The 25,639-nt window shown below is 45.1% G+C and carries 24 protein-coding genes; 8 read left to right on the forward strand and 16 right to left on the reverse strand.

Annotated elements, in window-relative coordinates; translation table 11 throughout:
• Positions 1-58: 58 nt before the first annotated feature.
• The 5 genes from miaA to ACMXYT_RS13320 are packed head-to-tail and all read right to left on the reverse strand — an operon-like array spanning position 59 to position 6,246.
• Positions 59-964 (reverse strand): tRNA (adenosine(37)-N6)-dimethylallyltransferase MiaA, encoded by a 906-nt coding sequence (miaA, locus tag ACMXYT_RS13300; protein ID WP_415901127.1) that lies wholly within the window; start codon positions 962-964, stop codon positions 59-61.
• A gap of 37 nt (positions 965-1,001) precedes the next feature.
• The gene (gene mutL, locus ACMXYT_RS13305; RefSeq protein ID WP_415899064.1) at positions 1,002-2,876 is read right to left on the reverse strand and encodes a DNA mismatch repair endonuclease MutL; all 1,875 of its coding nucleotides are present in this window, start codon (positions 2,874-2,876) and stop codon (positions 1,002-1,004) included.
• 26 nt (positions 2,877-2,902) lie between these two features.
• Positions 2,903-4,231, reverse strand: coding sequence for an N-acetylmuramoyl-L-alanine amidase (locus ACMXYT_RS13310; RefSeq protein ID WP_415899065.1), 1,329 nt, complete (start codon positions 4,229-4,231; stop codon positions 2,903-2,905).
• A gap of 22 nt (positions 4,232-4,253) precedes the next feature.
• Complete coding sequence (gene tsaE / locus ACMXYT_RS13315) at positions 4,254-4,733, reverse strand: tRNA (adenosine(37)-N6)-threonylcarbamoyltransferase complex ATPase subunit type 1 TsaE (protein ID WP_415899066.1); 480 nt, start codon at positions 4,731-4,733, stop codon at positions 4,254-4,256.
• Positions 4,726-6,246 carry an NAD(P)H-hydrate dehydratase gene (locus ACMXYT_RS13320; protein WP_415911545.1) on the reverse strand — a complete coding sequence of 507 codons (1,521 nt, stop codon included), beginning with the start codon at positions 6,244-6,246 and terminating at the stop codon, positions 4,726-4,728. The genes tsaE and ACMXYT_RS13320 overlap by 8 nt, the downstream gene beginning before the upstream one ends.
• A gap of 70 nt (positions 6,247-6,316) precedes the next feature.
• Between ACMXYT_RS13320 and queG the strand changes: the two genes are divergently transcribed.
• Positions 6,317-7,441, forward strand: coding sequence for a tRNA epoxyqueuosine(34) reductase QueG (gene queG, locus ACMXYT_RS13325; protein ID WP_415899068.1), 1,125 nt, complete (start codon positions 6,317-6,319; stop codon positions 7,439-7,441).
• On the opposite strand, the gene orn is transcribed toward queG, so the two are convergent.
• On the reverse strand, positions 7,438-7,944 hold the full coding sequence (gene orn, locus ACMXYT_RS13330; protein ID WP_415894498.1) for an oligoribonuclease: 507 nt from the start codon (positions 7,942-7,944) through the stop codon (positions 7,438-7,440). The genes queG and orn overlap by 4 nt on opposite strands.
• 204 nt (positions 7,945-8,148) lie before the next feature.
• Here orn and rsgA point away from each other — a divergent pair, with 204 nt between their 5' ends.
• The 6 genes from rsgA (at position 8,149) to ACMXYT_RS13360 (ending at position 15,159) form a co-directional block, all read left to right on the forward strand.
• Positions 8,149-9,177, forward strand: a complete 1,029-nt coding sequence (gene rsgA, locus ACMXYT_RS13335) for a small ribosomal subunit biogenesis GTPase RsgA (protein ID WP_415899069.1) — start codon at positions 8,149-8,151, stop codon at positions 9,175-9,177.
• A gap of 42 nt (positions 9,178-9,219) precedes the next feature.
• Entirely contained in the window at positions 9,220-10,848 is a 1,629-nt protein-coding gene (locus tag ACMXYT_RS13340) for an HDOD domain-containing protein (RefSeq protein WP_415899070.1), read from the forward strand.
• A gap of 81 nt (positions 10,849-10,929) precedes the next feature.
• Positions 10,930-11,742: a sulfurtransferase gene (locus tag ACMXYT_RS13345; protein ID WP_415911546.1), complete on the forward strand. Its 813-nt coding sequence runs from the start codon at positions 10,930-10,932 to the stop codon at positions 11,740-11,742.
• Positions 11,742-12,614, forward strand: a complete 873-nt coding sequence (asd, locus tag ACMXYT_RS13350; protein WP_415899072.1) for an archaetidylserine decarboxylase — start codon at positions 11,742-11,744, stop codon at positions 12,612-12,614. The genes ACMXYT_RS13345 and asd overlap by 1 nt, the downstream gene beginning before the upstream one ends.
• Before the next feature lie 178 nt (positions 12,615-12,792).
• Complete coding sequence (locus ACMXYT_RS13355) at positions 12,793-13,809, forward strand: YgfZ/GcvT domain-containing protein (protein WP_415911547.1); 1,017 nt, start codon at positions 12,793-12,795, stop codon at positions 13,807-13,809.
• A 93-nt stretch (positions 13,810-13,902) separates the two neighbouring features.
• On the forward strand, positions 13,903-15,159 hold the full coding sequence (locus ACMXYT_RS13360) for a GGDEF domain-containing protein (RefSeq protein WP_415899074.1): 1,257 nt from the start codon (positions 13,903-13,905) through the stop codon (positions 15,157-15,159).
• On the opposite strand, the gene ung is transcribed toward ACMXYT_RS13360, so the two are convergent.
• The 6 genes from ung to ACMXYT_RS13390 all read right to left on the reverse strand — a co-directional run bounded on the left by ung (position 15,134) and on the right by ACMXYT_RS13390 (position 20,019).
• Positions 15,134-15,814: a uracil-DNA glycosylase gene (gene ung, locus ACMXYT_RS13365; RefSeq protein WP_415899075.1), complete on the reverse strand. Its 681-nt coding sequence runs from the start codon at positions 15,812-15,814 to the stop codon at positions 15,134-15,136. The genes ACMXYT_RS13360 and ung overlap by 26 nt on opposite strands.
• 7 nt (positions 15,815-15,821) lie before the next feature.
• Positions 15,822-16,262, reverse strand: coding sequence for a hypothetical protein (locus tag ACMXYT_RS13370; RefSeq protein ID WP_415901128.1), 441 nt, complete (start codon positions 16,260-16,262; stop codon positions 15,822-15,824).
• Positions 16,263-16,372: 110 nt separating this feature from the next.
• Positions 16,373-17,875: a lysine--tRNA ligase gene (gene lysS, locus ACMXYT_RS13375; RefSeq protein ID WP_415896881.1), complete on the reverse strand. Its 1,503-nt coding sequence runs from the start codon at positions 17,873-17,875 to the stop codon at positions 16,373-16,375.
• Between the two features lie 32 nt (positions 17,876-17,907).
• On the reverse strand, positions 17,908-19,002 hold the full coding sequence (gene prfB, locus ACMXYT_RS13380) for a peptide chain release factor 2 (protein WP_415899076.1): 1,095 nt from the start codon (positions 19,000-19,002) through the stop codon (positions 17,908-17,910).
• A gap of 115 nt (positions 19,003-19,117) precedes the next feature.
• Positions 19,118-19,636 (reverse strand): flavodoxin FldB, encoded by a 519-nt coding sequence (fldB, locus tag ACMXYT_RS13385; protein WP_415899077.1) that lies wholly within the window; start codon positions 19,634-19,636, stop codon positions 19,118-19,120.
• A gap of 59 nt (positions 19,637-19,695) precedes the next feature.
• Entirely contained in the window at positions 19,696-20,019 is a 324-nt protein-coding gene (locus ACMXYT_RS13390) for a phasin family protein (RefSeq protein WP_415882248.1), read from the reverse strand.
• Positions 20,020-20,185: 166 nt separating this feature from the next.
• On the opposite strand from ACMXYT_RS13390, the gene gloA reads away from it, so the two are divergent.
• Positions 20,186-20,578: a lactoylglutathione lyase gene (gene gloA, locus ACMXYT_RS13395; RefSeq protein ID WP_415885633.1), complete on the forward strand. Its 393-nt coding sequence runs from the start codon at positions 20,186-20,188 to the stop codon at positions 20,576-20,578.
• 52 nt (positions 20,579-20,630) lie between these two features.
• On the opposite strand, the gene ACMXYT_RS13400 is transcribed toward gloA, so the two are convergent.
• Genes ACMXYT_RS13400 through ACMXYT_RS13415 form a run of 4 tightly spaced genes read right to left on the reverse strand, consistent with a single transcriptional unit; the run spans position 20,631 to position 25,635 of the window.
• Positions 20,631-22,334, reverse strand: coding sequence for a type II secretion system protein GspD (locus ACMXYT_RS13400; RefSeq protein WP_415899078.1), 1,704 nt, complete (start codon positions 22,332-22,334; stop codon positions 20,631-20,633).
• A complete protein-coding gene (locus ACMXYT_RS13405; protein ID WP_415899079.1) occupies positions 22,331-22,786 on the reverse strand; it encodes a hypothetical protein in 456 nt (151 codons plus the stop codon). The genes ACMXYT_RS13400 and ACMXYT_RS13405 overlap by 4 nt, the downstream gene beginning before the upstream one ends.
• Positions 22,787-22,792: 6 nt before the next feature.
• The gene (locus tag ACMXYT_RS13410) at positions 22,793-24,007 is read right to left on the reverse strand and encodes a type II secretion system F family protein (protein ID WP_415899080.1); all 1,215 of its coding nucleotides are present in this window, start codon (positions 24,005-24,007) and stop codon (positions 22,793-22,795) included.
• A complete protein-coding gene (locus ACMXYT_RS13415) occupies positions 24,004-25,635 on the reverse strand; it encodes a GspE/PulE family protein (protein ID WP_415899081.1) in 1,632 nt (543 codons plus the stop codon). The genes ACMXYT_RS13410 and ACMXYT_RS13415 overlap by 4 nt, the downstream gene beginning before the upstream one ends.
• Between the last annotated feature and the right edge of the window lie 4 nt (positions 25,636-25,639).

Here is a 25,639-nt window from a genome sequence, read left to right on the forward strand (position 1 = left end):
TTACTGCTTTTGCCGCTTAAACGCCTTATTTTACAGCTTTTTACTGTCTAGCCTGACATTATATAATGCTACCTTCAATGAATTTCAAGGCATTCTGCAAGAGATTTGTGTCGTGAGTGTCAATCCAATTAAGGTTTTCCCAACTTCTTAGCCACGTAACCTGCCTTTTTGCGAGCTGCCTTGTAGCTACAACACCTTTAAATTTCATCGTGTCATAATCCCAAGTTCCGGCAAAATATTCCCATACTTGGCGATAACCAACACAGCGCACAGATGGCATCTGCAGGTCTAAATCACCTCGATTCCAAAGCGTCCTTACTTCATCGACAAAACCTTGCTCAAGCATGATATCAAAACGACGAGCAATGCGATCATGCAGTTCAGAACGCTCTTGCGGCATCACTGCCAGAGAGACAATCGGAAAATCGGGCTTTTGCTTTTCCTGCTCGGCCCACAGATCCGTCATAGAACGGCCAGTAATTTCATATACCTCTAGGGCACGTTGAAGTCTCTGAGCATCATTAGGGTTAAGTCGCTTAGCCGATTCAGGATCAACTTCAGCCAATCGAGCATGCATAGCAACCCAACCTTCAGCTTCAGCCTCCTGTAGCAGCCTTTCACGAACCGCTGCATCGGCCTCTGGTAGATTCGCTAAGCCATTTTTCAACGCATGGAAATAGAGCATAGTTCCACCGGTCAAAATTGGCACTTTACCCGCTGACCGAATTTCCTCAATCTGCTTGAGCGCATCCATACGAAATTCTGCAGCCGAATAGGCTTCGGAAGGGTCACAAATATCAATTAGGCGATGCGGATATCTAGCCAGCGTTTCGTGATCAGGCTTCGCAGTCCCTATATCCATGCCTTTGTAGATCATAGCTGAATCAACACTAACGATCTCGCAAGGCATATGATCGTAAAGCTTCATCGCGAGATCCGTTTTACCAGACGCAGTAGGCCCCATTAAAAAAACGACGGGTAGATTACTCACTAAATTGCTCCTACTGGCCACGCATAAATAATTTATCAAGATCAGCCATGCTCATCTGACTCCAAGTTGGTCGACCATGGTTACACTGACCACTGCGCTCGGTTTGCTCCATATCCCTTAACAAGGCATTCATCTCTGGCAAAGTTAATTGGCGATTTGCTCTAACCGCCCCATGACACGCCATGGTCCCCAACAATTCATTGATATGTTGCTCTATACGCTTACTTTCGCCATATACCAACATATCTGAAAGCACATCACGGATCAGTTGCTCGATATTGCCTTTAGCCAAAGAAACCGGTACTTGGCGAACAACAATCGTTTCTTCGCCCATGCGCGCTAACTCAAAGCCTAAGCGCTTAAACGTATTTGCCTGCTCATCAGCACAATCCGCTTCCCGTTGACTTACTGCAAGACTCATAGGTACCAAGAGCGGTTGAGAGCGTACAACATCCTGTTCAAAAGACTGTTTCATGCGTTCATAGACGATACGTTCATGGGCCGCATGCATATCTACCACTATTAAGCCTTGGTCATTTTGAGCAAGAATGTACACCCCATGTAACTGAGCGATCGCGTATCCCATTGGTGGGCATTGCTCATGCTCTACCTCAGATTCAGCAGACACACCAATATCGACTGTTGTTGCAGGCTGAGGGTGAAGCGCGGCATAGCCACTGATCTGCTCTTGAATCTGAGGCCCAGAGGGCGTTGATGTTGGCTGATAAGCAGGTGCAACGTAACCATTGCCACCTGAACTATTAACGCCAGATCTAAACGCCATGCGATTTTGTTCGAAATTCTGTTGTACTGGCTGTTGTTGAGTCTGTAACTCAGCAACTGCAGGCGCGGAGCCTTCCGGTATCTGATCTTGCGGGCGCATATCCGCAATCAAACGGTGCAGAGTCCGGAATAAGAAATCATGAACTAAACGACTCTCGCGGAAGCGTACCTCATGCTTAGTCGGATGCACGTTAACATCAACCAATGCAGGATCAAGCTCAAGATACAGCACATAAGCTGGATGGCGACCGTGATAAAGCACATCTGCATAAGCCTGTCTTACAGCGTGCGTAACAACTTTATCTCGAATCATTCGACCATTTACAAAGAAGTACTGCAGATCAGCCTGACTACGAGAAAAAGTAGGCAATCCAACCCAACCCCACAAACGTAGACCCGATGCTTCGGCAACCACATCTGCTTTTAAAGCGTTATCAATAAACGCTGAACCACAGATACTGGCAACACGACGTTCCTGTTCTAATTCACTATCCGCCTGTCGAAGCTGATGGATAACCTTGCCGTTATGGCGCAACTGAAAGGCAACATCGAAGCGGCTTAATGCAAGGCGCTTTACCACCTCATCAAGATGGCGAAATTCAGTTTTTTCCGTTTTTAGAAATTTCCGACGCGCTGGGGTATTAAAAAACAGATCTTTCACTTCAACCGTTGTGCCTTGTGGATGGGCAGCCGGCTCAAGTTGAGCCTCCATATCCCGCCCTTCCGTTTGCACCTGCCAAGCGTTATCTTGCTCAGCCTGTCTCGAGGTCAAGGTCAAACGTGATACCGAGCTAATACTGGCTAGCGCCTCGCCACGAAAGCCAAGACTACCAACGGCCTCTAAGTCTTCTAGCACTTTGATTTTTGAAGTAGCATGTCGACTAAGTGCGAGAGAAAGATCATCTTTTTCAATGCCAAAGCCATTATCACGGATGCGCATGAGCTTAACACCACCCTGCTCAACATCGACGTCGATTTTATCTGCTCCCGCATCCAAACTATTTTCAAGAATCTCTTTGATAACAGAAGCTGGGCGCTCAACTACTTCACCCGCCGCAATTTGGTTGGCCAAACGCGGCGATAAAAGCTGTATACGTGACATTAATCTACCTTTGGATTTAGCTGAGGCTAGCTGGTTGGAATACGTAAAACCTGACCGATCTTAATTCGATCATTTTTCAAGTTGTTCTCTTTGCGCAATGAGGATAGAGAGACACCGTTACGAGAAGCAATCACCGATAGCGTATCACCACGAACCACTTTGTATGTACGATTATCTTTTTCTCTACGCTGCGCGATATACGTTAGCGCAGGCGGCTTACGCTCAAAGTGTTGAGTAATCCCTTTAAAGACAGCACCCGCCATCTTCTTCTGATAGCTTTTGGTCTTTAACTTAGCAGCTTCACCAGGATTCGAGATAAAGCCTGTTTCAACCAGAATCGATGGGATATCAGGCGATTTCAAGACAACAAACCCCGCCTGCTCTACATGGGGTTTATGCATTTTAGCGAAGCGCTTTATATTGCCATGAATCTGTTTGGCGATAGAGCGGCTGTCCTCACGACTAGCGGTCATCGACATATCGAGCAACACGCTCGCCAACACATTATCTTTATCATCTAAGCTAACGCTACCTACACCACCAATGAGGTCGGTACTATTTTCTTTACGCGCCAACCAACGACCCATTTCACTACTTGCCCCACGGGACGATAGAACCCAGACTGATGCGCCTCGGGCACGTGCATCTTTGAAGGCATCCGCGTGTATAGAGACAAAAAGATCGGCATTATGCTTACGGGCAGCTTTCGTTCGACCGCGTAAACTTACATAGTAATCACTCGTACGTGTTAGCTTGCCTTTGTAACCAGGGGTAGCGTCTAAACGTCGTTTTAGTTCTTTAGCGATCGCAAGCACAACATCTTTCTCTCGAACTCCACCAGGCCCAATGGCCCCTGGGTCATCACCACCATGACCTGCGTCGATAGCGATCACAATATCGCGACCCGCTACGGCTTTAGGTTTGGCCGTTTTCTTAACTGTTTTGAGCGAAGACTTTTCGTAAAGGTCTAATACGAGTCGGTGACCGTATTTTTGATTGGGCTTTAATTCAAAACTTTTGGGGCGAACCGCCCTTTTGAGATCCAATACTAGGCGAAGGGTTTGACCGTTTTTACCGGAACGAATCTTTTTGACCGGGCTTTTATCTAAACCAAGCTTATCCAGCCCAGCTTTTAACGACGCCTTTTCAATATCAAGCACAATTCGGTCAGGCTTATCGAGTGTAAACACTTTGTGAGATGCAGGACCGCTCATATCAAATACGAGACGAGCATGATCCGGCGCTAACCAGATACGCACATTTTTAACATCCGCAGCATGAGTAATCGCGCTACAGATAAAAATCAAACAACCTAATAATCCAGCAAAAACATGCCGGAAAGCGCTCATTCGCATAGTGCTTAAGCTTAGCCCCTTCTTACTTCTCTTCAGTCGCTTGCAATAACTTATCGGCCATCTGCTGGCCTAATCCAGACTGTGGTGTCCAAGTTAATTGTCGTCCGCGACCATCAAGCTCAATCTGCAACAACAAATCAGCCTCAGGCAGAATACCTTGCCCTCTTTCTGGCCATTCAACTAAACATAATGCCTTATCTTCAAAATAATCACGAATACCAAGAAATTCCAATTCCTCAGGGTCCGACAACCGATACAAATCAAAGTGATAAATCTGCTGTTCACCTACTTCATAAGGCTCCACCAGCGTATAGGTAGGACTCTTAACCGAACCTTGATGACCACAACCACGAAGAATACCGCGACTTAGGGTTGTTTTACCCATACCTAAGTCACCTAAAAGGAAAATAACACCTCTACCCGCTGCTGCATTCGCAATTTTATGGCCGAATGCGATCATCGCCTCTTCATCGGATAGTTTTACTTGATACTGATTACTCATACTTACTATTTATTACTCTTGGAATTGCATCAAACAGATCTGATGCGATTAAACCTATTTCACCTTGTTGCTTCACAACGTAGTCAGCGGCTTTAGCATGAATAAACACCGCCAAACGAGCGGCATTCTCAGGTGATAAGCCTTGAGCTAGGAGCGCGCCACAAATACCCGACAAAACATCTCCCATCCCAGCAACCGCCATACCCGGATTACCGGCGTCACAAAGATAAACTACTTCACCAGCACTGACCAACGAACCCGCACCTTTTAAAACAACGCTACCACCACAAATTTGCTGCAAACACTCAACCGATGCGAAACGATCAGTTTCTAACTCAGTTACAGACTTATCCATGATTCTGGATGCTTCTCCCGGATGAGGGGTACAGATCCAATTTTTCCGATTCAGAGAGGCAAACAAAGACTTTTCAACAATTAAATTCAGCGCATCAGCATCCAAAACCAACGGTTTCTCGGTTGCAAGCGCAGCACGCAACATCTGATCGGACCACGCATTTTGCCCAAGACCCGGCCCTATGACAATCACATCCGCACGATCCAATAAGGGTAATAAGTGCCCCGTTGAATCAACAGGGTGCACCATAACTTCAGGACAGCGTGTTAATGAAGCCGTTACGTGCTCTGAACGGGTCGCCAAAGACACTAAACCAGATCCACTTCGCATCGCTGCCTGAGAAGCTAAAAGGGCCGCTCCCCCCATACCAGAATTACCGCCAATCACTAGCAGATGACCAAACTTACCTTTATGTGCATTGCGCTCCCTCGCAGGTAGCAGCTCAGCTAAATCGCTCTCCGTGGTTCGAAAAACATCTACCGTAACCAGGTCATAAACTTCATCAGGCACTTTTAAGTCATCAAATAGAATCTGGCCACGATAGTTGACCCCTTCTGAGGTAAACAAACCACGTTTAAGACCAATAAAGCTTAATGTGATATCTGCTCGTACAGCCACACCTAAAACAGCACCGGTATCAGCGCAAATACCTGAGGGAATATCAACTGCGAATATTGGTTTATGACTGCGATTAATCTGCCTGATCACCCTTGAAAAGGGCTCCCTGACTTCACCCGTCAGCCCCGTACCCAACAGCGCATCTACAATAAGATCGCCCCATAGCTCGGAACCTGCAGATGCCACCTCTATGTTTCCAATTATCGGCTGCAACTGTTCCCAAGCCTGTAGTGCTTCACCACTAAGCTGCGAGGAGAAATCGGCTTTGCCTACGCAGACTAACTGCACCCGCAAGCCTTTATTGATAGCGAGGGCCGCTACCACAAAGCCATCGCCACCATTGTTACCTGCGCCACAAACAATGCTTAACGACTTTACCTGCGGAAAACGATCAAGTATTTCAGCAAACACCGCATGGCCTGCTCGCTGCATTAAGCGAATACCCGGAATACCAAACTGAGTAATTGCGGTATCATCCAACACTCGAGTTTGTTCGGCAGTGTATAATGGTGCGGGTAAGACAGCTCTGTTGATGGACATCTGCTCTGCGAACTCCTTTGAATTTCTGCCATTATAGAGGAACCTGTGCCTATTTAGGCAAGCAGACACCATGACAGATATGCCAACTGAATCCCTGAAAGCGTTAGCCCAAAAGATCAAAATGTGGGCAAAGGAACTTGGCTTTCAGCAATGTGGAATTACCGACTGCGATTTAAGCCAAGAACAAGCGCATTACGAACAATGGCTTAGTAACGGCTTCCATGGAGAGATGGCGTATCTAGAGAACCATTTAGATAAACGTTTCTCTGCTAATAGTTTAGTACCCGAAGCGCAACGTATCATCTGCGTTCGCATGGATTATCTGCCACCCGACACCAAGATCACAAAGATCCTCGACGATAACGATAAAGCCTATGTATCGCGCTACACCTTAGGTCGAGATTATCACAAACTGATTAGAAAACGTTTGACCCAGCTCGGCAAAAGAATTGAGCAGGAGATTGGCGAATCGGTCTACCGAGCGTTCGTGGATAGCGCTCCTATTTTGGAAAGACCATTAGCGGAAAAAGCCGGTATTGGTTGGCGAGGCAAACATACCCTAATTCTCAACCGTGAAGCTGGCTCCCTATTCTTTCTTGGCGAGCTCTTAATCAACCTACCATTACCAATAGACGAGCCCGTTACAGAAGATCATTGTGGTAAATGCAGAGCTTGCTTGGATGTGTGTCCAACCAAGGCCTTTCCGCAACCGCATGTTTTGGACGCACGCCGTTGCATCTCCTATCTCACCATTGAGCTGAGTGGTTCAATTCCTGAAGAGTTACGTCCTCTGATGGGCAACAGGATCTTTGGTTGCGATGATTGTCAGTTAATTTGTCCTTGGAATCGTTTCTCAGATTTCACTCAAGAAAGTGACTTTCATCCACGACAAAAATTAGATGATATCGAGTTAGTAACTCTGTTTACTTGGTCCGAAGAAGAGTTTTTAAAAAAAACCGAAGGCTCGGCAATCAGAAGAACAGGGCATATTGGCTGGCTGAGAAACATTGCTGTGGCATTGGGAAACAGCAACGGTAGCAATGCAGTAATTGAAGCTTTAGAAAGTAGACGTACCCACGAATCTGATATCGTTCGCGAGCACGTTGAGTGGGCCCTAAAGCAACTAGAAAGTAGAACTGCTGCGCAGACTCTTCCTATTCAGACCCACCCTCGCCGTAAAAAAATTCGGTTTTAATCCAGCTTAATAAAGTGCTCGCGGTAGTACTTAAGCTCTTCAATTGAGTCTTTGATATCGTCTAGCGCCAGATGAGATCCTTTTTTCACAACGCCTTTAGCGACTTCTGGCTTCCAGCGTTTCGCCAGCTCTTTTAAAGAGCTCACATCAAGATTTCGGTAATGGAAGAATGCCTCTAGCTCAGGCATATATTTATTCAGGAAACGTCGATCCTGACCAATGCTATTTCCGCACATTGGCGAAGCCCCTGCTTCCAGATACTGCTTTAAAAATTCAATTGTCTGCGCTTCCGCCTGTGCTTCAGTTACCTGACTATCTTTAACGCGCTGGGTAAGGCCTGACTTCCCATGCTGATTGGTACACCACTCATCCATACCGTCCAAGATTTCATCAGTTTGATGAATTGCTAGCGTTGGGCCTTCCGCTAAGATGTTCAGATCAGAATCAGTGACGATGGTTGCGATCTCGATAATGACATCCGTTTTGGGCTCCAAACCAGTCATCTCTAGATCAATCCAGATCAGATTTTCCTTACTTACCACCTTATTACCTCCAAAAATGACGTTTTCACCTACCTATGTCACTGAATAGCGGACTTAATTCGCAGGTTCTTTGACTTTCCCTTAGAATACCCTACCTTCTAACATCTTGCTTCGATATTAACGGAGACTATTAGCACTCGCGCTTTAAAGCGCTGCTAACTCATTATGGCAAAACGTAAATTAACTCGCCGTCAAAGCTGGCGCATCCAGAAGATCCAAGACGAACGCGCCGCTCGCGCATCGAAAAAAGATGCCGCGATTGAACAGCAATTGGATAGCAGCGACCTCGGCCCAGAGCAGCACGGTTTAATTATCTCTCATTTTGGGCGCACAGTTGATGTAGAAGCAACCGAAGGTGACAACCAAGGTGAGATTATTCGTTGTCATATGCGTACTAACTTAGGCCAATTGGTTACCGGCGATAGAGTTATCTGGCGTGAAGGTAAAGATACCGGCGTAGTCGTAGCAAAGCTAGAGCGTAAAAGTGAACTACTGCGCCCGAACCCATACGGCGATATGAAGCCTGTAGCCGCAAATATCGATTTTATTGTTATCACCGTAGCGGTTGAACCCACACCTTATGCCAATCTTATTGATCGCTACCTAGTGGCAGCAGAATTAAGCGGTATAGAACCAGTAATTTTATTAAACAAAACCGACCTATTAAATGATGGCAATCGTGAAGAGATTGACGCAATGCTACAACGTTATAGAGATATAGGTTATACCGTTCTGCTTGCATCGAGTTCTAGTGAAGAAGGCTTAGCTGATCTAAAGAGCTATCTCGACAATCGTATCAGCGTGTTTGTTGGTCAATCCGGTGTCGGGAAATCCTCTTTAATCAATGTGTTGCTGCCTGGTGTAGATTTAAAAGTAGGCTCACTCTCAACTCAAACAAAAAAAGGCCGACACACTACTACAACAGCACGATTATTCCACTTCCCAGATGGCGGTGACTTAATCGATTCTCCTGGGATTAGGGAGTTTGGTTTGTGGCATATTGAGCCTGATGATGTTATCAATGGTTTCAAAGAGTTACAGCCTTTAGCTGGGTCGTGCCGTTTTCGCGATTGTAAACATGAAAAAGAACCTGGCTGTGCACTAAAGTCGGCTGTTGAAGATGGTACTATCAGCGAATACCGTTGGAAGAGCTACAAACATATTCTTAGTTCTATTGAAGAGCAAAATAGTTAAATTTGGTCCATAGTTTCAATATTGGAATCAGGCGGAGAACAGATGTCAGAGTCCCCATACGGAGTGGAGAGTTGGGTTGAGTACCTGAAGGATCGCCCATTGCCTGTCAGAAACAGTGTTCTTCGTCGTCTGCAAAAACAGTTACGAGACCCCAACGTTACCCTTCAAACTCTTAACCGAATCATTAAATCAGATCCGGTTTTGTGTCTACATATGGTCAGAAAGGCATCTGAATTACATAACCAAGTCGATTCAAAAGTAACCAGCATTGACCACGCCATAAGCTCACTAGGCCTAGATAATATTGATGCGGTTTTAAAAGGAACAACAGCACTCAAACTAAACCCATCTAGCGTTGCTCAAAAGATGTACTTCCGTTACATCGCCATAAGCCATCATGCAGCAACCCAAGCCTCAAATTGGCTCGAAATTCGCCGCGCACCTTTTGTTGAAGAAACTCATCTTGCCGCACTGTTTTACGGCGTCGGACACTGGATGCTTTGGCAGCATGCGGCTCTGCATATGAGTGAGATCCAAGTCAAACTCAGAGAAGAGCGTACCGATGTAGTTCTCGCAGAAACAGATGTACTAGGCTGCACAATACAAGAGATATCTCATGGCTTAATCGAACACTGGGGCATTTCCGAATTAGCATCGATCAGCTTGGAACATGAAACATCGCCCAACAAAAAGACCTTAGCGCAACTCCATCAACGAGCGCTTGGTGACCCTCGCCTGACAGACGAGGACCTTCGTGAAATCAATCATTTGGTTCAAGAGAAGTTCTTCCCGGTAAAACTCGCAAATTGGATCGCTTTGACAGCTAACTTAGGCTGGCAACAGACCAAAACTATGAAGATAATCGATATCATTAACGATTATCTCAAAGGCGAGATTGCTGACACTATTAACATGCTGCATAAGAACTGTGCTCGCGCATCCTCTTTGTACCATGTAGCAGGCACCTTAGCTCCTGCAGCTGAGATGATCATGCTTCCTTCGGATAAACAAATTAATTACCGCCTATCCGAAAAAGAGAGCCACATTCTATCGGCAAGCCTACCGGAAGTAACCAAACCTCAAATCGAAGTTCCGCAACCAACGCCCGAACCTGAAGAGATCGTTGAAACCGAGATCAGCTTGCCCGCCAAACCAGATTTCCAAGATCAAAACGTCTACGATCAAATCGCTGAAAGGTTCCTAAAGGGTTACGATCTATATACGCAGCCTAAACATATCCTTCAGGGGTTAATCCAAGGTACTAACCGTGGCTTAGGCTTTGAGCGAGTATGTATGTTCCTCGTCAACCCAAAGACAAACAGTATGAAAACAGCTTTTGCCGTTGGGTTCGAAGACAAGCATCCGATGTCGACATTCCAATACGATTTAGAGATCCCAAGCCTATTTAAAAAGCTGAAAGAAAAACCTGGGTGTATTTGGGTGAAGCCTGAAAACATCGACAAAATGAATCCGATGTTGCCAGAAGTCTATCGAAGCTGGGGCAACCCAAATGGATTCCTGTTAATGTCTCTTTTCTTTGGCAAGAAGCCAATTGCGATTATTCATGCCGATTACGGTAGTCACGGCCCTGAAATTAGTGATTTCCACCATGAGCGATTCCGCTACCTCTGTTCAGCTGCCACTTTAAGCCTAAAAAAGATGCTTAAATAAGACCGGTATATCAGCACGCTTGAATAAGTGGCAACAATCCCAATATTATCTTTGACCAGCCCTTTCTTTTGGAGTGACTGAATGAATTTACCTTTAAGCGTTGAGGCGCAAACTTTACACCAGCATCTCGACGACCCTCAGGTACTGGTAATTGATCTTTCCAGCGAAGAAAACTATCTAGCTGGCCATATTCCAGGTGCCATTCACTTAGCTTCAAGCCGCCTGTTAAATGGTGAAAAACCAGTTCCAAATACTGTTCCGACCAAAGAAAAACTCGCTGCTCTTTATAATGAATTGGGTATCACACCTGATACATGGGTTGTTGCGTATGATGATCAAAAAGGCCCTTGGGCTGGCCGCTTCATGTGGACGCTAAACATATTAGGCCACCAGAACTGTTCTGTATTAAACGGCCAATTCGACGCTTGGAAACAAGCAGGCTTGGCAATTGAACAGCAAAAGAACCAACCGTCACCAAGTAATCACGAAATCAACTATGATGGCTCTCTGCTTGCTGATGCGGATTTTATTCTTTCGCACCTAGATGACGCTAACTGCACCATCTGGGATGCACGTAGCGCAGCAGAATACAGCGGTGAAAAGGTCATCAATGCTCAAAAAGGCGGCCATATTCCAGGTGCTAAACATTTCGAATGGACTGACTGCTTGATAAGCGATTCTGATCTTCGCCTAAAACCTAAAGATGAATTGTTATCCTTACTGGCAGAAGCAGGGATTAATCCCGACAACACTATCATTACCCACTGCCAAACTCACCGCCGCTCAGGTTTAACCTACTGGGTTGCTAAACACCTCGGATTTGAAAACATTCGCTGCTACGACGGCTCATGGTTCGAATGGGGCAACCTTCCAAACACTCCTGTGGAGAAATAATGAAAAGCTTTACTGACCGTCTGTTTATTTTATTTCAACATGTCGTGCCTCAGCATTTGTTATCACGCTTGGTAGGCAAGATTGCAGACTGCCAAACTCCTTGGGTGAAAAACACATTTATTAAATGGTTCGCCAAGAAGTATCAGATCAATATGACGGAAGCTCGTGAAGAGATTCCAACCAATTACCCTAGTTTCAATGCTTTTTTCACCCGTGAATTAAAAGACGGTGCACGTACCATCGATATGGATGCAACTCATATCGCTAGCCCAGCAGATGGCGCAATTAGCCAGCTAGGCAAGATTGAACATGGTCGTATCTTTCAAGCAAAAGGCCGTGGCTATGGTTTAGCAACGCTATTAGGTGGCGATCAAGAAAGAGCAAAAGATTTTATTGATGGTGAGTTTGCGACCATTTATCTCTCTCCAAGAGATTACCACCGCGTTCACATGCCCGTAAAAGGCACGCTAACCCATACTACCTATGTTCCTGGCGATCTTTTTTCTGTAAACCAGACAACAGCGGAAGGCGTTGATCAATTGTTTGCCCGTAACGAACGCCTAGTTGCTTACTTCGACACAGAATACGGCCCTATGGCGATGGTGTTAGTCGGCGCAATGATTGTGGCTGGCATTGAAACTGTTTGGTCAGGACAAGAAGCACCTGCGCTAAAACGCCCTGTTCACACAAGTTTCAGCCCGACCTCTCCTGAGCCTATTACTTTAGAGAAAGGCGAAGAGATGGGGCGCTTTAAGCTTGGCTCAACTGTTGTATTGCTGTTTAGCAAAGAGCAGATCTCTTGGGCAGAGGAGCTAGCCGCAGAGAGCCCAGTTGAGCTTGGAAAAATGATAGCGAAGAAAGTCGACGCTTAAACATCCTCTGTTGTATTTGTGCACCTTGCTTCCTAAATTCAACTTTCACAAGGTGCACTGAAAGGTTAGCCAGAAAGATTTATCTCATTCTGAATAACCATAAACTTTGTCTGCTGTCCTCAGTTTGTATTTAGCATACACTAGGAGTGTAGAGTCACAGTCTAGGTATTAATGTACGATGAGCAATCTGATTGAATTATTAAAAGATAAAAATATTCAACTCAATACTGACAACACAGCTGTACTCAGTACAACCGCCAAAACGACCCAAATTATCCCACTGCTACATCAACGCGTTCTATCTATAGCAGGTCCGGATACTGAAAAATTCCTTCAAGGCCAATTGACCTGTGATGTCTCAGAAGTCTTCGCACGCGGCAGTGCTCTAGGCGCTCACTGTAATATTAAAGGCCATATGCTTAGCTTATTCCGTATGCTTAAACGAGGCGAAGATCACGTTTGGTTGCGTATAAGCCATGATATTTTTGACAGCGCTACCAATAACCTGAAAAAGTACATGATCTTTTCCAAAGCGGAAGCGGAAGATGTTAGCGCACAAGTAGGTGGCATTGGCCTGACAGGCCCTGGTGCACAGGCACTTATAGAACAGCTATTCGAACAATCACCAACTGAAGACGACGGCATTATTAGCCTAAGTAACGGCGTTGTTGTTCGCGTGCCTGGCAACCGCTACGAAATTTGGATGGAAAATAGCGCTCTAGTAGAGCTAATCCAAAACCTTCAAGACGAAGTAGGCATTGGCTCAACCGATGATTGGGTACTGAGCGAAATAGACGCAGCAATCCCTGACCTTCGCGCAGAAACTCAGGAAGCCTTCATTCCTCAAATGACTAACTTCCAAGCATTGGGCGGCGTTAGCTTCCGTAAGGGCTGCTATACAGGACAAGAGATCATTACCCGTCTACAACATCGCGGACAGCTGAAAAAGCCGATGTACATTGCTGAAATCACAGCTAATCAGCAACCAAAGCCAGGCCAAGAAGTAAGTAGCCCAGACAAACCAAAAGCAGGCCAAGTAGTAATAGCTGCACCTTGTGGCGAAAACCGTTACCGCGTATTGGCTGTACTGGTAAAAACACTTGCCGAGAAAGGCGATCTTAAAATTGGAGATGCAGCTCTGGAGTTATCCACACTGCCTTACGAGCTGGACCCAAAACTATTTGAGCCAAAATAAGCTGAACAAATAGAAGACAACTGTTGACCCAGAAAGCAATAAACGCGACACTCCCATACAACTTTCGTAAAAGGCCTAGGGAGAGGCTCAAGGATGACAACTTCGGCACCAACCAGTCCGAGAGTACCTTTATTGCTTACTGGTGCAACAGCCACTCTGTGCTTACTGCTTCTCCTTTATATTCACCTTAGTGCACAAAGCACCCTGCAAAAATTCATCCCATGGCTCGATGCCTCTATGGAGATCAAACTTGAGGTAGCTCAAGCCCATCTTTGGTTTGAAGAAATCTCCGCAGGTGACCCTTCTGTATCCATCGACACCGTCTATACACACTTAGATCAGGCAACTTGGTACGCCAATGCCATTTTGGATGGCGGCACCCTTAAACAGAATATCTACCAACCTTTAGAATACAAAGAGCTGAGGCTGCAAGCCAATCGGCTTGTTTACAAGCTACAGCAGCTCCGCAAATCGATCGACCAAAGGCATGTAGACCTAGAGGAATCGGCTGCAGGAACAGAGAGAGAACAACACCAAGACAAGATTTTTATGGAGATCATTCAGAAGGCAAATGCCTTAGAAAGCTCCCTCAAAATGCGTATTAGTTATGAAGACACCGCTCAAAACTCTCTCCTCGCTTTACTGCTTCTAGCCATCGTCGCCATGACGTTAATATCCGGGTATTCGGTTCGCCGCTTTACCGATAGCAGAACTCGCTATACACAAAAGTTAGCTTTAGCTAACACACAGATATCCGAGCAAAATCGACGTCTAAAAGAGCTCGCCCATACAGATCAGTTAACCGGCCTGCCCAATCGCAAAATGCTTGAAGCCATTACCAAACAAGCGATCAGTCGAGCCCAAAGAAAACAGAGCGTTTTATCCCTTACTTTTATCGATCTAGATTTCTTCAAACCTATTAATGACGAGTACGGTCATAACGTTGGCGACAAAGTTCTCACCAACTTCACAACAGCCATTAATCAAATCCTTCGTGAAGATGATATATTGGCTCGCCTTGCCGGTGACGAGTTTATTTTACTGATTCAAGCAGACAGCATGTTTGAAGCACAGGAAGCGTTGGATCAGATTATGGAACGCATCCATGAACGTCTGAATCATCCGATCCTCGAAACCCCAGCAGCACTGCATATACGCTGTAGCGCAGGTACTGCTTTTGCTCCAAAAGACGCTATAGACTTCGAGGGATTATTGCACTGCGCCGATATAGCAATGTATGAAAGTAAAAAGCGCGGGCGAGGTCAGCATTGCTACTTTACCTCCAGCCCGGTTACGCAGTCTGAATTACCGCTATCGTTAAAATCTAGAGAGACGGAAGCTGCCAATTGATAGGCACTTTACCCTGCTGCTGCAGATACTGATTGGCTTGACTGAAATGCTGACAGCCCAAGAAACCGCGATGAGCAGACAGAGGTGAAGGGTGAGGTGCTTTTAAGACAAGGTGCCTTTCTTGATCAATACAGGCTCCCTTTTTCTGTGCGTAACTACCCCAAAGAAGAAATACGACATTATCGCAATGTTGATTTACTGCTTGGATAATTTGATCGGTAAATGTTTCCCAGCCTTTACCTTGATGAGCACCCGCACTGCTCTCCTCCACTGTTAGTACGCTATTGAGTAGCAAAACCCCTTGCTGAGCCCATGATTCCAAATGACCATGATCAGCTCGAGGAAGCCCTAAATCACTCTCTAGCTCTTTATAGATATTCACAAGAGAGGGCGGCACTTTGACCCCCGGCATCACAGAAAAGCAAAGCCCATGAGCTTGACCTGGTTGATGGTAAGGGTCCTGACCCAAAATCACGACCTTAACATCATCCAAAGGCGTCGTTTCTAAAGCATGAAACCAATTATCTGAATGGGGGTAGATAATTTTACGCTGAGTTTTTTGCTCTTTAAGGAACTCTTTAAGAGCCAGCATATAAGGCTGCTGAAATTGTTCAGCCAAAACAGCTTGCCAGCTTGGAGCGTTTTCAAGTGCCATATTAGTATCAACCACCACAATTTTTAACTTCGTTAGAACTTAACTCAACAGGCTCTGTAATGACCCTACGATGCCAGATGGAATAGTATCGTAACTTTCCAGGGGCGTGAGAGACGATGCCAGAGATAATAATTGCTAGAAAATAGATATAAGCATTTGGCTGCTCAAACCACCAAAATACGGTGGATAAAAGCAGTAGCTTAATGCCGATAGCAGTGCCTCTGAGCTGTATCAACCAAATACCATCTCCATACGCTTCCATAGCGGCCATCAGAAAACCACTAACAAGGGTCATAAGCAGATAAGGATACCAACTACTCTCTGGCTGCTGAAAAAGATAGGCACCAGCCAAACCCGCAATTCCAACGAGATGAATCGTTCGCAAACTTATACCCAACCAGCGCTTAGCCGGTATAGAGCGTTTTTCTGTTGGGAATAACCAGTTCATCGCCACAGCATCTCTTCCTTTTTTACCTAACGATATAGAACAACCATAGGTTTAGCTATATACAAAAAAGCCCTCAAACGAGGGCTTTAAGTATGAAAACAGTTCTGATCTTAACCGCGCGGACGCATCGCAGGGAATAGGATCACGTCACGGATAGATGGAGAGTCAGTAAACAGCATCACCAAACGGTCGATACCAATACCTTCACCAGCCGTTGGTGGTAGGCCGTACTCCAACGCGTTGATGTAGTCACCATCGTAGTGCATCGCTTCATCATCACCCGCATCTTTTTCCGCTACTTGCGCACGGAAACGTTCAGCTTGGTCTTCAGAATCATTCAACTCCGAGAAGCCATTAGCAAGCTCACGACCGCCTACGAAGAACTCGAAACGATCAGTAATGAAAGGGTTTGCATCGTTACGACGTGCAAGCGGAGACACTTCTGCTGGGTATTCAGTGATGAATGTAGGCTGATCCAAACGGTGCTCTACAGTCTTTTCGAAGATCTCAATCTGAACCTTACCTAGGCCCCAGCTATCTTTAACATCGATGTCCATGCGCTGTGCAATCTGACGTGCAGCAGTTTCATCTGCTAATGCTTCGGCAGTGATATCATCGTTGTAGTGAAGAATAGAATCAAAAACGCTGATACGACGGAATGGTTTTTCCAAATCGTATTCAAATGTTTCCAACACTTCACCTTCATCGTTACGTACTGTATTGATGATTGTTGTTGTGCCCAAAACATCCTGCGCAACAGTACGCAGCATATCTTCTGTTAGATCCATCAGATCGTTGTAATCCGCATACGCCTGATAGAATTCGATCATTGTGAATTCTGGGTTATGACGTGTAGAAAGACCTTCGTTACGGAAGTTACGGTTGATCTCGAATACACGCTCAAAACCGCCGACAACCAAACGCTTCAGATATAGCTCAGGCGCAATACGCAGATACATATCGCGATCTAACGCGTTGTGGTGCGTGATAAATGGACGGGCTGTCGCACCACCTGGAATCACCTGCAACATAGGCGTTTCTGCTTCGATAAAGCGACGCTCAGTCAGGTAGTTACGGATGCCAGAAACAATCTTTGAACGTGTCTCAAATACCTTACGAGAGTCTTCGTTAGTGATCAGATCAACATAACGCTGACGGTAACGGATCTCAGTGTCCTGAAGACCTTTGTGCTTATCAGGCAGTGGACGCAAGTTTTTCGTTAGCAACTGGTATTCGCCCATATCTACATATAGATCGCCTTTACCAGACTTATGCAGCTCACCTGTGATACCTACGATATCACCAAGGTCCAAGCTTTTAGCAAACTTACGCGCTTCTTTGTTTACGTAAAACTGGATACGACCTGTCATATCCTGAATAACACCAAAAGCACCACGGTTTAGCATTACACGACCCGCAATGCTCACCTTGATGCCTGCTTCAGCCAACTCTTCCTTCGATTTATCGCCGTACTGAGCCTGAAGGTCTTCAGCATAGCTATCGCGACGGAAGTTATTTGGGAATGCATTACCTTCATCACGTAGCGCGTTTAGCTTTTCACGGCGCTCCGCAATCAGGCGGTTTTCATCTTGCTTCTGAGTGTTATCAGACATCGGTGTGGTAAACCTTTAAGTTAATAAATTCTTTACAGGCCAGCTTTAAGGCTAGCTTCGATAAATAGATCCAGATCGCCGTCCAGTACTTTGTCACAGTTCGAGCTCTGAACGTTTGTACGCAGATCCTTAATGCGCTGATCATCCAACACATAAGAACGAATCTGGCTGCCCCAGCCAATATCCGCTTTATTATCTTCTTGCTCCTGCGCCGCTTCTGTACGCTTGAGCATCTCAACTTCATATAGTTTTGCACGAAGCTGTTTCATACAGGTGTCTTTGTTCTGGTGCTGAGAACGCTGCGCCTGGCTTTGTACTACAATGCCGGAAGGTTCGTGCGTAATACGTACCGCAGATTCCGTACGGTTGACGTGCTGACCACCAGCACCCGATGCACGGTATACATCGATACGTAAATCTGCAGGGTTGATCTCAATTTCAACGTTGTCATCAATCTCTGGAGATACAAATACAGAAGAGAAAGATGTATGACGACGACCACCGGAATCGAATGGTGATTTACGTACTAGACGGTGAACACCGGTTTCAGTGCGCAACCAACCAAAAGCGTACTCGCCTTGGAAACTAATCGTCGCTGACTTGATACCTGCAACATCGCCCGCAGAACATTCCAACAACTCAGTTTTGAAGCCTTTATCTTCACCCCAACGCAGGTACATACGCAGCATCATTTCAGCCCAATCTTGAGCCTCAGTGCCGCCAGAACCTGCTTGAATATCAAGGAAGGCATTGTTTGGATCGGCTTCACCAGAGAACATACGACGGAATTCAAGCGTCTGCAGTTTATCCAGCATGTTATTCACATCACTTTCGACTTCTGCGACTGTATCTTCATCATCTTCTTCAACAGCCATATCTAACAGATCACGTGTATCATCAACACCCGCTGTCAGTTCATCGATTGTGTTTACCACGGCTTCAAGCGTAGAACGCTCTTTACCCAATTGCTGCGCATTTTCTGGATTATCCCAAACTGCAGGGTCTTCCAGTTCACGAGTGACCTCTTCCAGGCGCTCTTTTTTGCCTTCGTAATCAAGAAAGCCACGAAGCGCTTCAGTACGCACTGTAATATCTTTGAGGTTGTTAAGAATCGGGTTAATTTCCATGGTATAGAATCTATAGCCGGCAGTTTAAAAAAGGGCAGTATTTTACCGAAAATCAGCGCACAACACTACTTGTTTAGGCTGAATAGTTAACACAGATTTGATAACAACGATAAGACTACAGTTCAAACTCTTTGCTGATTTGCTGGCACCAAGTGGCAACACGCTCTTCAGTTTCTGAACGCTGACAATCTTCATCGATTGCAAGGCCGACAAACTTCTGATGATCTGGAGTTAAAGCTTTAGAGGCTTCAAAGTTATAGCCCTCTACGGGCCAATACCCAACCATCTCAGCACCTTTACTCTGCAACCTTTCGTGCAAAAGCCCCATCGCATCTAAAAACCACTCGCTATAGCCGATTTGATCACCTAGGCCAAACAGCGCACAGCTCTTACCTGCAACCGCTACGGCATCCAACTGCTCCCATAGATCAGCCCAATCTTCCTGTAGCTCACCAAAATCCCACGTTGATATACCTAGGATTAAATGTTCGTATTCAGACACGCTCTCGATACCGTCAGCAGCAATATCGATACGATGGACTTTATCTTGACCAAGATGTTCTGTAATTAGCTCTGCTACGCTTTCAGTATTTCCCGTAGTGGAGCCATAAAACAAACCGATTGAAGCACTCATTTTTCTTTCCAGATAAAACAAAAAAAGCAGCCCTAGGCTGCTTTTTAGGTGGTTTAAAACTACTTATTAAAAGCGTCGAATGTATGCTGAGCTACATCTTCAATTTCTGTGCGAGCATCTTGTAACGCTTTCATATTCTGTTCGCTTGCCGCTTTGAGAGTGTCTTCCAGCTCTTTCGCATAGCTACGTTGTAGCTCCATCAAATCACTTGGTGACTGACACTTTTGCATCTCTTTTGTCTGCTGAATAGTCGCTTCAATACAAGACTTTGTGCATTCCATCTGCTGGCGAGTAAGCTCTTCAAGCATCTTGGTTTGAATATTGACCAACTCTTTGAACGGACCCATTGAATCCGAGATCTTTTTATTCATATCTTGAAACATAAACACCTTCCCTATCTCGCCAGAGAAACAACCATACGCACACAATACCCAGAACAGAACGTAGGACTTCTGTTATATCTATCCTTATAATAAAGCACTGTAAAGATATAATGGCAAAACTTATATCTCCCATCATACCAAAGATAAATAAAAAGGATGCTGAATTATGCGCCTTTTACACACCATGTTGCGTGTTACTGATTTGCAGCAATCTATTGAGTTTTATACTCAGCTAATGGGCATGAAACTGTTACGCAGTAAAGACTATCCTGACGGTCGCTTCACCTTAGCTTTTTTAGGCTATGGCGATGAATCTGAGCACACCGCACTCGAGCTCACCCATAACTGGGATACTGATCAATACGAACTCGGTAATGCGTTTGGTCACTTAGCCATCGAAGTTGACGATGTATACGCCGCGTGCGATGCAATAACAGCCAAAGGCGGTGAAGTGGTTCGCCCTGCAGGACCAATGAAACACGGTTCAACGATCTTGGCCTTTGTCAAAGACCCTGATGGTTATATGATCGAACTTTTAGGGACGAAGAGAACCGACTAAATCAAGCCTAGATATCTAGGCCTGATTTAAAGTAGTTTATGACGGGTGCAGGTTATCCCGCATCCATCATAAATTGATCAATATCAGACAGTTTTGTCTCTTCTTTCTTAGGTTCAACTTTAAGCTGCTCAGATGTCTGATTGACCGGAGTTTTAATAAACCTATTTTCAGCAGGGGCTGGATCAGGGAATCCGTCATTATACTGTTGATAAAAACGGTTATTACCACGTTGCAACTCTTGACTCTCTGAAGGTGAGTTTAGAATTCTAGGCGTAATCAATAAGACCATCTCTGTCTCTTCATCGCTTTCGATCGTCGACTTAAAGATATTACCCACAACAGGCACTTCACCCAGTAACGGAACCTTGCGTTCATTTCTAGTTCTAGTAGTACGAATTAAGCCACCTACAGCCACTGTGAGACCATTCTTAGCTGCAACGATACCTTTTAGACGAGAAGTATTAACTGTATCAATCGCCAAATTCACAACATTACCATTACCATCAGGTACAGGAATTGTGCCACCTCCAGGATTCAGGGTGGAGCTTTCTTGTTGCAGTTCCAGAAGCACCGTACCATCTGAATTAATACGCGGGGTAATTTTTAAAGAGATACCGATCTCTTCTAACTCAGTATCTGTTTCTATATAAGAAGGAGATACGACTACCCCATTATCAATCTGTGCAGGATTAAAGGTAAAACCACGTGTTAGAACGCTCTCTTCACCAATAAAAAGATCAGCTTCACGATGGTTAGAAGCAAGCACCATCGGATTTGATAACACTTTTAAGCGCTTATTTTCATCAAGAAATTCAATATTTGCTTTAAGCTTATCGTTAAGGAATTCATAGATAAAACTGCCGCTATTAAGCAAAGCATTATTACCCAATTTGAGAGGAACTGTAGATTGATTACCACCTTGAGGCGCTAACTCAAAGTTAAAGATAGAGTTAAAGTCATCCCCTAAAGTTATGCTCAGAATTTTCATCTCTAGCATTACTTGAGGTACAGGAATATCCATCTTATCCACCAACTGTTTGATGGAATTAATAATCTTGCTGTCATCAGTTCGCACAATAATCATATTGTGTTCATTGTTCACTGTGACATAGATTGGCTGCGCTTTGAGGCTCAACGCTTGCATTGATGCAGGATCAACCGTAAGAGCATTACTATTGCCTCTCAGCAACTGTTCTAACTGCCCCACGGAGAGATCCCTTGTCTGATTTCTCAACTCAGAATTGTCACTGCTGTTACCGCTGCTAGAACTATTCCGAGAGGATGAATTAGAACTTGATCGACTGGAGTTGTTACTTCCAGGCTGCTCTCCTAACGAAAGCTCCACTCTATCGCCATATAAATCTTCAATAGCCTGAGCGACGATACGGACATTGGCATTGAGTAAGCGAAAAACTTCGATACGCTGACTTTCACGAACCACTAAATCCTTTGCATACTCTTCACGCGTCATAATGCGATAAGTATTGGTATCTTGATCATAGCGATACCATAGATCACTGATACGGCTGATCGATTTAATGGCATCAATATCTGATACGTTTTTTAGGTGGATCGTGACTCGCTTATCTATAGCGTTGGGTGTGGCAATAATATTACTCTGCGAGAGCTCCGATAGGGTTCGAATTACATCACTTAAGCGGGTATCAGCAAATTCCAATTCTGATATCTTTGCGGCTGATACTGCCATTGGGTTTAACAGCGCCAAAGCAAGGGCAAGTTTTCCTAAAGCTTTCATCGTAATACCTTCATCTGCCCTAAAGTGCCTGTCTCAACAGTAATACTTAAACGGGAAATTTTTGTAATTCTAATCGCCTGTCGAGGGTTGGCTGGATCAACATTAATTTCATCACCCTTTTTCACTAAGTGCACACGATCCCCAGCTATTTGTAACAGCGCCATCGGACTGGAATCACCCCGATCGATATAACCTTTAAACAGCAAATTAGGGACATTAACTTCGCCCGGAGTACGACGGAACCCTTGACCAAACCGATCAACAATTCCACCTAAAATGCCCTGCTTTTCTTGTTGCGGAGCACCTTGCGGCTCACTAAAGGGGTCTCGCATAACAATGACACCTGAGCCAGCTCCAACATTAGCTGTGACATAACCAGTTGACGGGGATTCAGCAGTAGCTGTCATAGGAAGCGTAAGCACACATAAAACGATTAAAATTATCTTTTTCATCATCAATTAACCTGACACCGCAAACATCGATTTGAAGAATCCGTAATACACATAACCCACAATGCCACCGATCAGAAGAATGGCTACCGGCTCCATAGCTGTAGCTATCGCCTTAGTGATCATGCGCACACGCTCTTCATAAAACGTACCGGCATCTTTCATCACCGATACCATGCTACCTGTTCTTTCACCGACTAGAGTCATTTCTTGAATCAACCCTTCGATATGGGGCTTACGGAAACTTTTACCCATATCAGCACCTTGAAGAATCTCTTCTGATGCATCCGCAATATCTTTGGCTATCACCTTGTTATTAATCAATTTACTAATGATCTCTAAGGACTGAACCACGGATATGCCACTTTGCAACATACTGGATAATCCCCAAGTAATTTGCGACATAGAACTTGCAGAGATCATCGTACCCACCAGAGGAATTTTTAGGAGCAAGTAATCGATATAAAAGCGCCCTTTCTTACGCGAATACGTCAAAATAATTCCGATCAAAGCGAGTAAGATCCCTACCAATACATGCGCCCAATACTGTTGGATAAAGTTAGAGATACCCATCATCTGAATCATCTCTGGCGGAGGCGTTCTACCCGTTTTTTCAAAGAAAGCGGCAAACTTAGGTATAACCGTCGACATCAAAAAGATAAACACCCCAACGGTCATAAACAGCACCACCACCGGGTATGTCATGGTAGAGATAAGTTGGGTTTTGATATCAGCTTGGCGCTCCATAAAATCAGCAATACGCACTAAAGCAGGTTCCAACTCGCCACTGGCTTCAGCACTGCGCAGCATATGCAGTGCTAGCGGAGAAAAAACAGACTCATATTTCTCCATAGACTGAGAGAAAGACATACCTGCGCTGATCTGATCATTCAAATCCAGAATAATCTCTCTCATCCTGCCTCGTTGAATACCACCTAAGATATTCAATCCTTCGGTCACAGAAAGTCCTGAACGAAACATCAAAGCTAACTGACGGAAAAAGAAAATTTTCTGGTTAGTCTTAACCGGCAACAGACAAAGCAGCTGCTCAAAGGCATCTTGTTTCGGCTTATCAGCAGAACCACTTCCAGCATTCTCTTGAATACTGCTGATATAGATCCCTTTCTTTTGCAGCTTAGCAATTGCTGCATCATGATCAACGGCTGAGATAGTCCCTTCGCAGGTTTCACCCGAGGTATTCATCCCCTGATAGACGAACTTCATCCGTTAGCCTCCTCATCAAACTGATTAAGAAGACCTAAGCGACGCAGCTCTTCCATCGAGGTTAAGCCCTGAAGTACCTTCTCGCGGCCATCATGAGCAAGACTGATATAATGCTGAGCATGTTTACGTAACTGTTGTTCGTCTGCTTCTTGAGTGATTAACTCCCGCAAAACCTCGTCCATCCACAAGGTTTCGAATAGAGCAATACGCCCTTTAAAGCCTGTGCCATTACACAGGGAACACCCTTGAGGGTGAGAGAGCATAACTAGATCATCAGAGGGCAAACCCAGCTGTTTCAATTCTGAAAAATCCGCCGGCATCTCTAACTTACAGCTTTGACAAAGCTTTCTGGCCAATCGTTGCGCGACAATCCCTTGGAGGCTTGAAGCGATCATAAAGGGCTCAAGCCCTATATTCTTCAAACGCGTGACACTAGCAATCGCAGAATTAGTATGCAGGGTAGATAGAACCATATGGCCCGTAATCGCAGCTTTCAGAGCAATCTCACCGGTTTCAGAATCTCGGATCTCACCGACCATAATGATATCGGGGTCGTGACGAAGGAAACTTCGAAGGGCAGATGCAAAATTCACCTTTGCATTCATCTGTACCTGAGAAACACCCTCTACCACCATCTCAACAGGATCTTCCGCAGTCAGAATATTGGTGCTTTCCGATTTTAACTCGTCAAGCGCAGCATAGAGCGTAGTGGATTTACCGCTACCTGTAGGCCCTGTAATCAGAACGATGCCATGAGGCTGAGCAATTACGCGACTAAACTGCCGTAAGGTTGCATCAGACATCCCTAGCTGTTTCAGGGTAAACAACTGATTATCCGTGCCAAGCAAACGTAGGGTTACTCGCTCACCATGCTTAGTTGGCGCTGTCGCCACACGCATTTCAAACTCGACATTGTAAGGCGTTGTATAATCAGCACCGCCATCCTGAGGCATTCTAGTTTCGGCTATATCTAGGTTAGACATAACCTTAATACGACTAACTAAAGAGATCCCTTCCGAAAGGGTAAAACGCTTCCCATATTGCTGTAACTGGCCATCTACCCGCAATCGCACAATATAGTAGTCAGCTAAGGGCTCTATATGAATATCGGATGCTCGATGCATATAAGCTTGATTCAACAATTCAGAAAACTCTGCAACTGCATCAAAACCTAATTCTGCATTGCTTAACTCCACATCTAAACGCAAACTGCATTCAAATGCTTCTGGCTCAGACAAGCAGAGTTTTACATCCGTTTTGAATAATCGCTGTAACTGTTTTTCGAGTGTGGGATTCTCTGGAGAATCGGTAACGACATAGATTTTATCGCTATCAACTTCACCTATATCGACAGGGAGAATACGAAACTGACGAATAAAACTTTGCGGTATATTACTCAGGCGACTTTGATCTACTTGGATCTGCGATGGTCGAAGATACTGCATACCATGCTCACTAGCATAAGCATGATAGAAGCTACTTGGCGCTATACGCTGCTCATAACAAAGCACCGTCTTCTCATCCATTTTTAAACGGCGCGCATGTAAGCTGGCCTCTGTATGCTGGCTCTCTGAAATTAAACCTTGCTTAATAGCAGCTTCAATTAGCCATTTATCCCTAATCGCCATAGCC

This window comes from Neptuniibacter sp. QD37_11, assembly GCF_047778105.1.
Lineage (GTDB): Bacteria > Pseudomonadota > Gammaproteobacteria > Pseudomonadales > Balneatricaceae > Neptuniibacter.

Coding starts and splice junctions, on each gene's coding strand:
- miaA (WP_415901127.1), bottom strand. CDS start 964: ATGGGGCCTACTGCGTCTGGTAAAACGGATCTCGCGATGAAGCTTTAC.
- mutL (WP_415899064.1), bottom strand. CDS start 2,876: ATGTCACGTATACAGCTTTTATCGCCGCGTTTGGCCAACCAAATTGCG.
- ACMXYT_RS13310 (WP_415899065.1), bottom strand. CDS start 4,231: ATGCGAATGAGCGCTTTCCGGCATGTTTTTGCTGGATTATTAGGTTGT.
- tsaE (WP_415899066.1), bottom strand. CDS start 4,733: ATGAGTAATCAGTATCAAGTAAAACTATCCGATGAAGAGGCGATGATC.
- ACMXYT_RS13320 (WP_415911545.1), bottom strand. CDS start 6,246: ATGTCCATCAACAGAGCTGTCTTACCCGCACCATTATACACTGCCGAA.
- queG (WP_415899068.1), top strand. CDS start 6,317: ATGACAGATATGCCAACTGAATCCCTGAAAGCGTTAGCCCAAAAGATC.
- orn (WP_415894498.1), bottom strand. CDS start 7,944: ATGACTGGTTTGGAGCCCAAAACGGATGTCATTATCGAGATCGCAACC.
- rsgA (WP_415899069.1), top strand. CDS start 8,149: ATGGCAAAACGTAAATTAACTCGCCGTCAAAGCTGGCGCATCCAGAAG.
- ACMXYT_RS13340 (WP_415899070.1), top strand. CDS start 9,220: ATGTCAGAGTCCCCATACGGAGTGGAGAGTTGGGTTGAGTACCTGAAG.
- ACMXYT_RS13345 (WP_415911546.1), top strand. CDS start 10,930: ATGAATTTACCTTTAAGCGTTGAGGCGCAAACTTTACACCAGCATCTC.
- asd (WP_415899072.1), top strand. CDS start 11,742: ATGAAAAGCTTTACTGACCGTCTGTTTATTTTATTTCAACATGTCGTG.
- ACMXYT_RS13355 (WP_415911547.1), top strand. CDS start 12,793: ATGAGCAATCTGATTGAATTATTAAAAGATAAAAATATTCAACTCAAT.
- ACMXYT_RS13360 (WP_415899074.1), top strand. CDS start 13,903: ATGACAACTTCGGCACCAACCAGTCCGAGAGTACCTTTATTGCTTACT.
- ung (WP_415899075.1), bottom strand. CDS start 15,814: ATGGCACTTGAAAACGCTCCAAGCTGGCAAGCTGTTTTGGCTGAACAA.
- ACMXYT_RS13370 (WP_415901128.1), bottom strand. CDS start 16,262: ATGAACTGGTTATTCCCAACAGAAAAACGCTCTATACCGGCTAAGCGC.
- lysS (WP_415896881.1), bottom strand. CDS start 17,875: ATGTCTGATAACACTCAGAAGCAAGATGAAAACCGCCTGATTGCGGAG.
- prfB (WP_415899076.1), bottom strand. CDS start 19,002: ATGGAAATTAACCCGATTCTTAACAACCTCAAAGATATTACAGTGCGT.
- fldB (WP_415899077.1), bottom strand. CDS start 19,636: ATGAGTGCTTCAATCGGTTTGTTTTATGGCTCCACTACGGGAAATACT.
- ACMXYT_RS13390 (WP_415882248.1), bottom strand. CDS start 20,019: ATGTTTCAAGATATGAATAAAAAGATCTCGGATTCAATGGGTCCGTTC.
- gloA (WP_415885633.1), top strand. CDS start 20,186: ATGCGCCTTTTACACACCATGTTGCGTGTTACTGATTTGCAGCAATCT.
- ACMXYT_RS13400 (WP_415899078.1), bottom strand. CDS start 22,334: ATGAAAGCTTTAGGAAAACTTGCCCTTGCTTTGGCGCTGTTAAACCCA.
- ACMXYT_RS13405 (WP_415899079.1), bottom strand. CDS start 22,786: ATGAAAAAGATAATTTTAATCGTTTTATGTGTGCTTACGCTTCCTATG.
- ACMXYT_RS13410 (WP_415899080.1), bottom strand. CDS start 24,007: ATGAAGTTCGTCTATCAGGGGATGAATACCTCGGGTGAAACCTGCGAA.
- ACMXYT_RS13415 (WP_415899081.1), bottom strand. CDS start 25,635: ATGGCGATTAGGGATAAATGGCTAATTGAAGCTGCTATTAAGCAAGGT.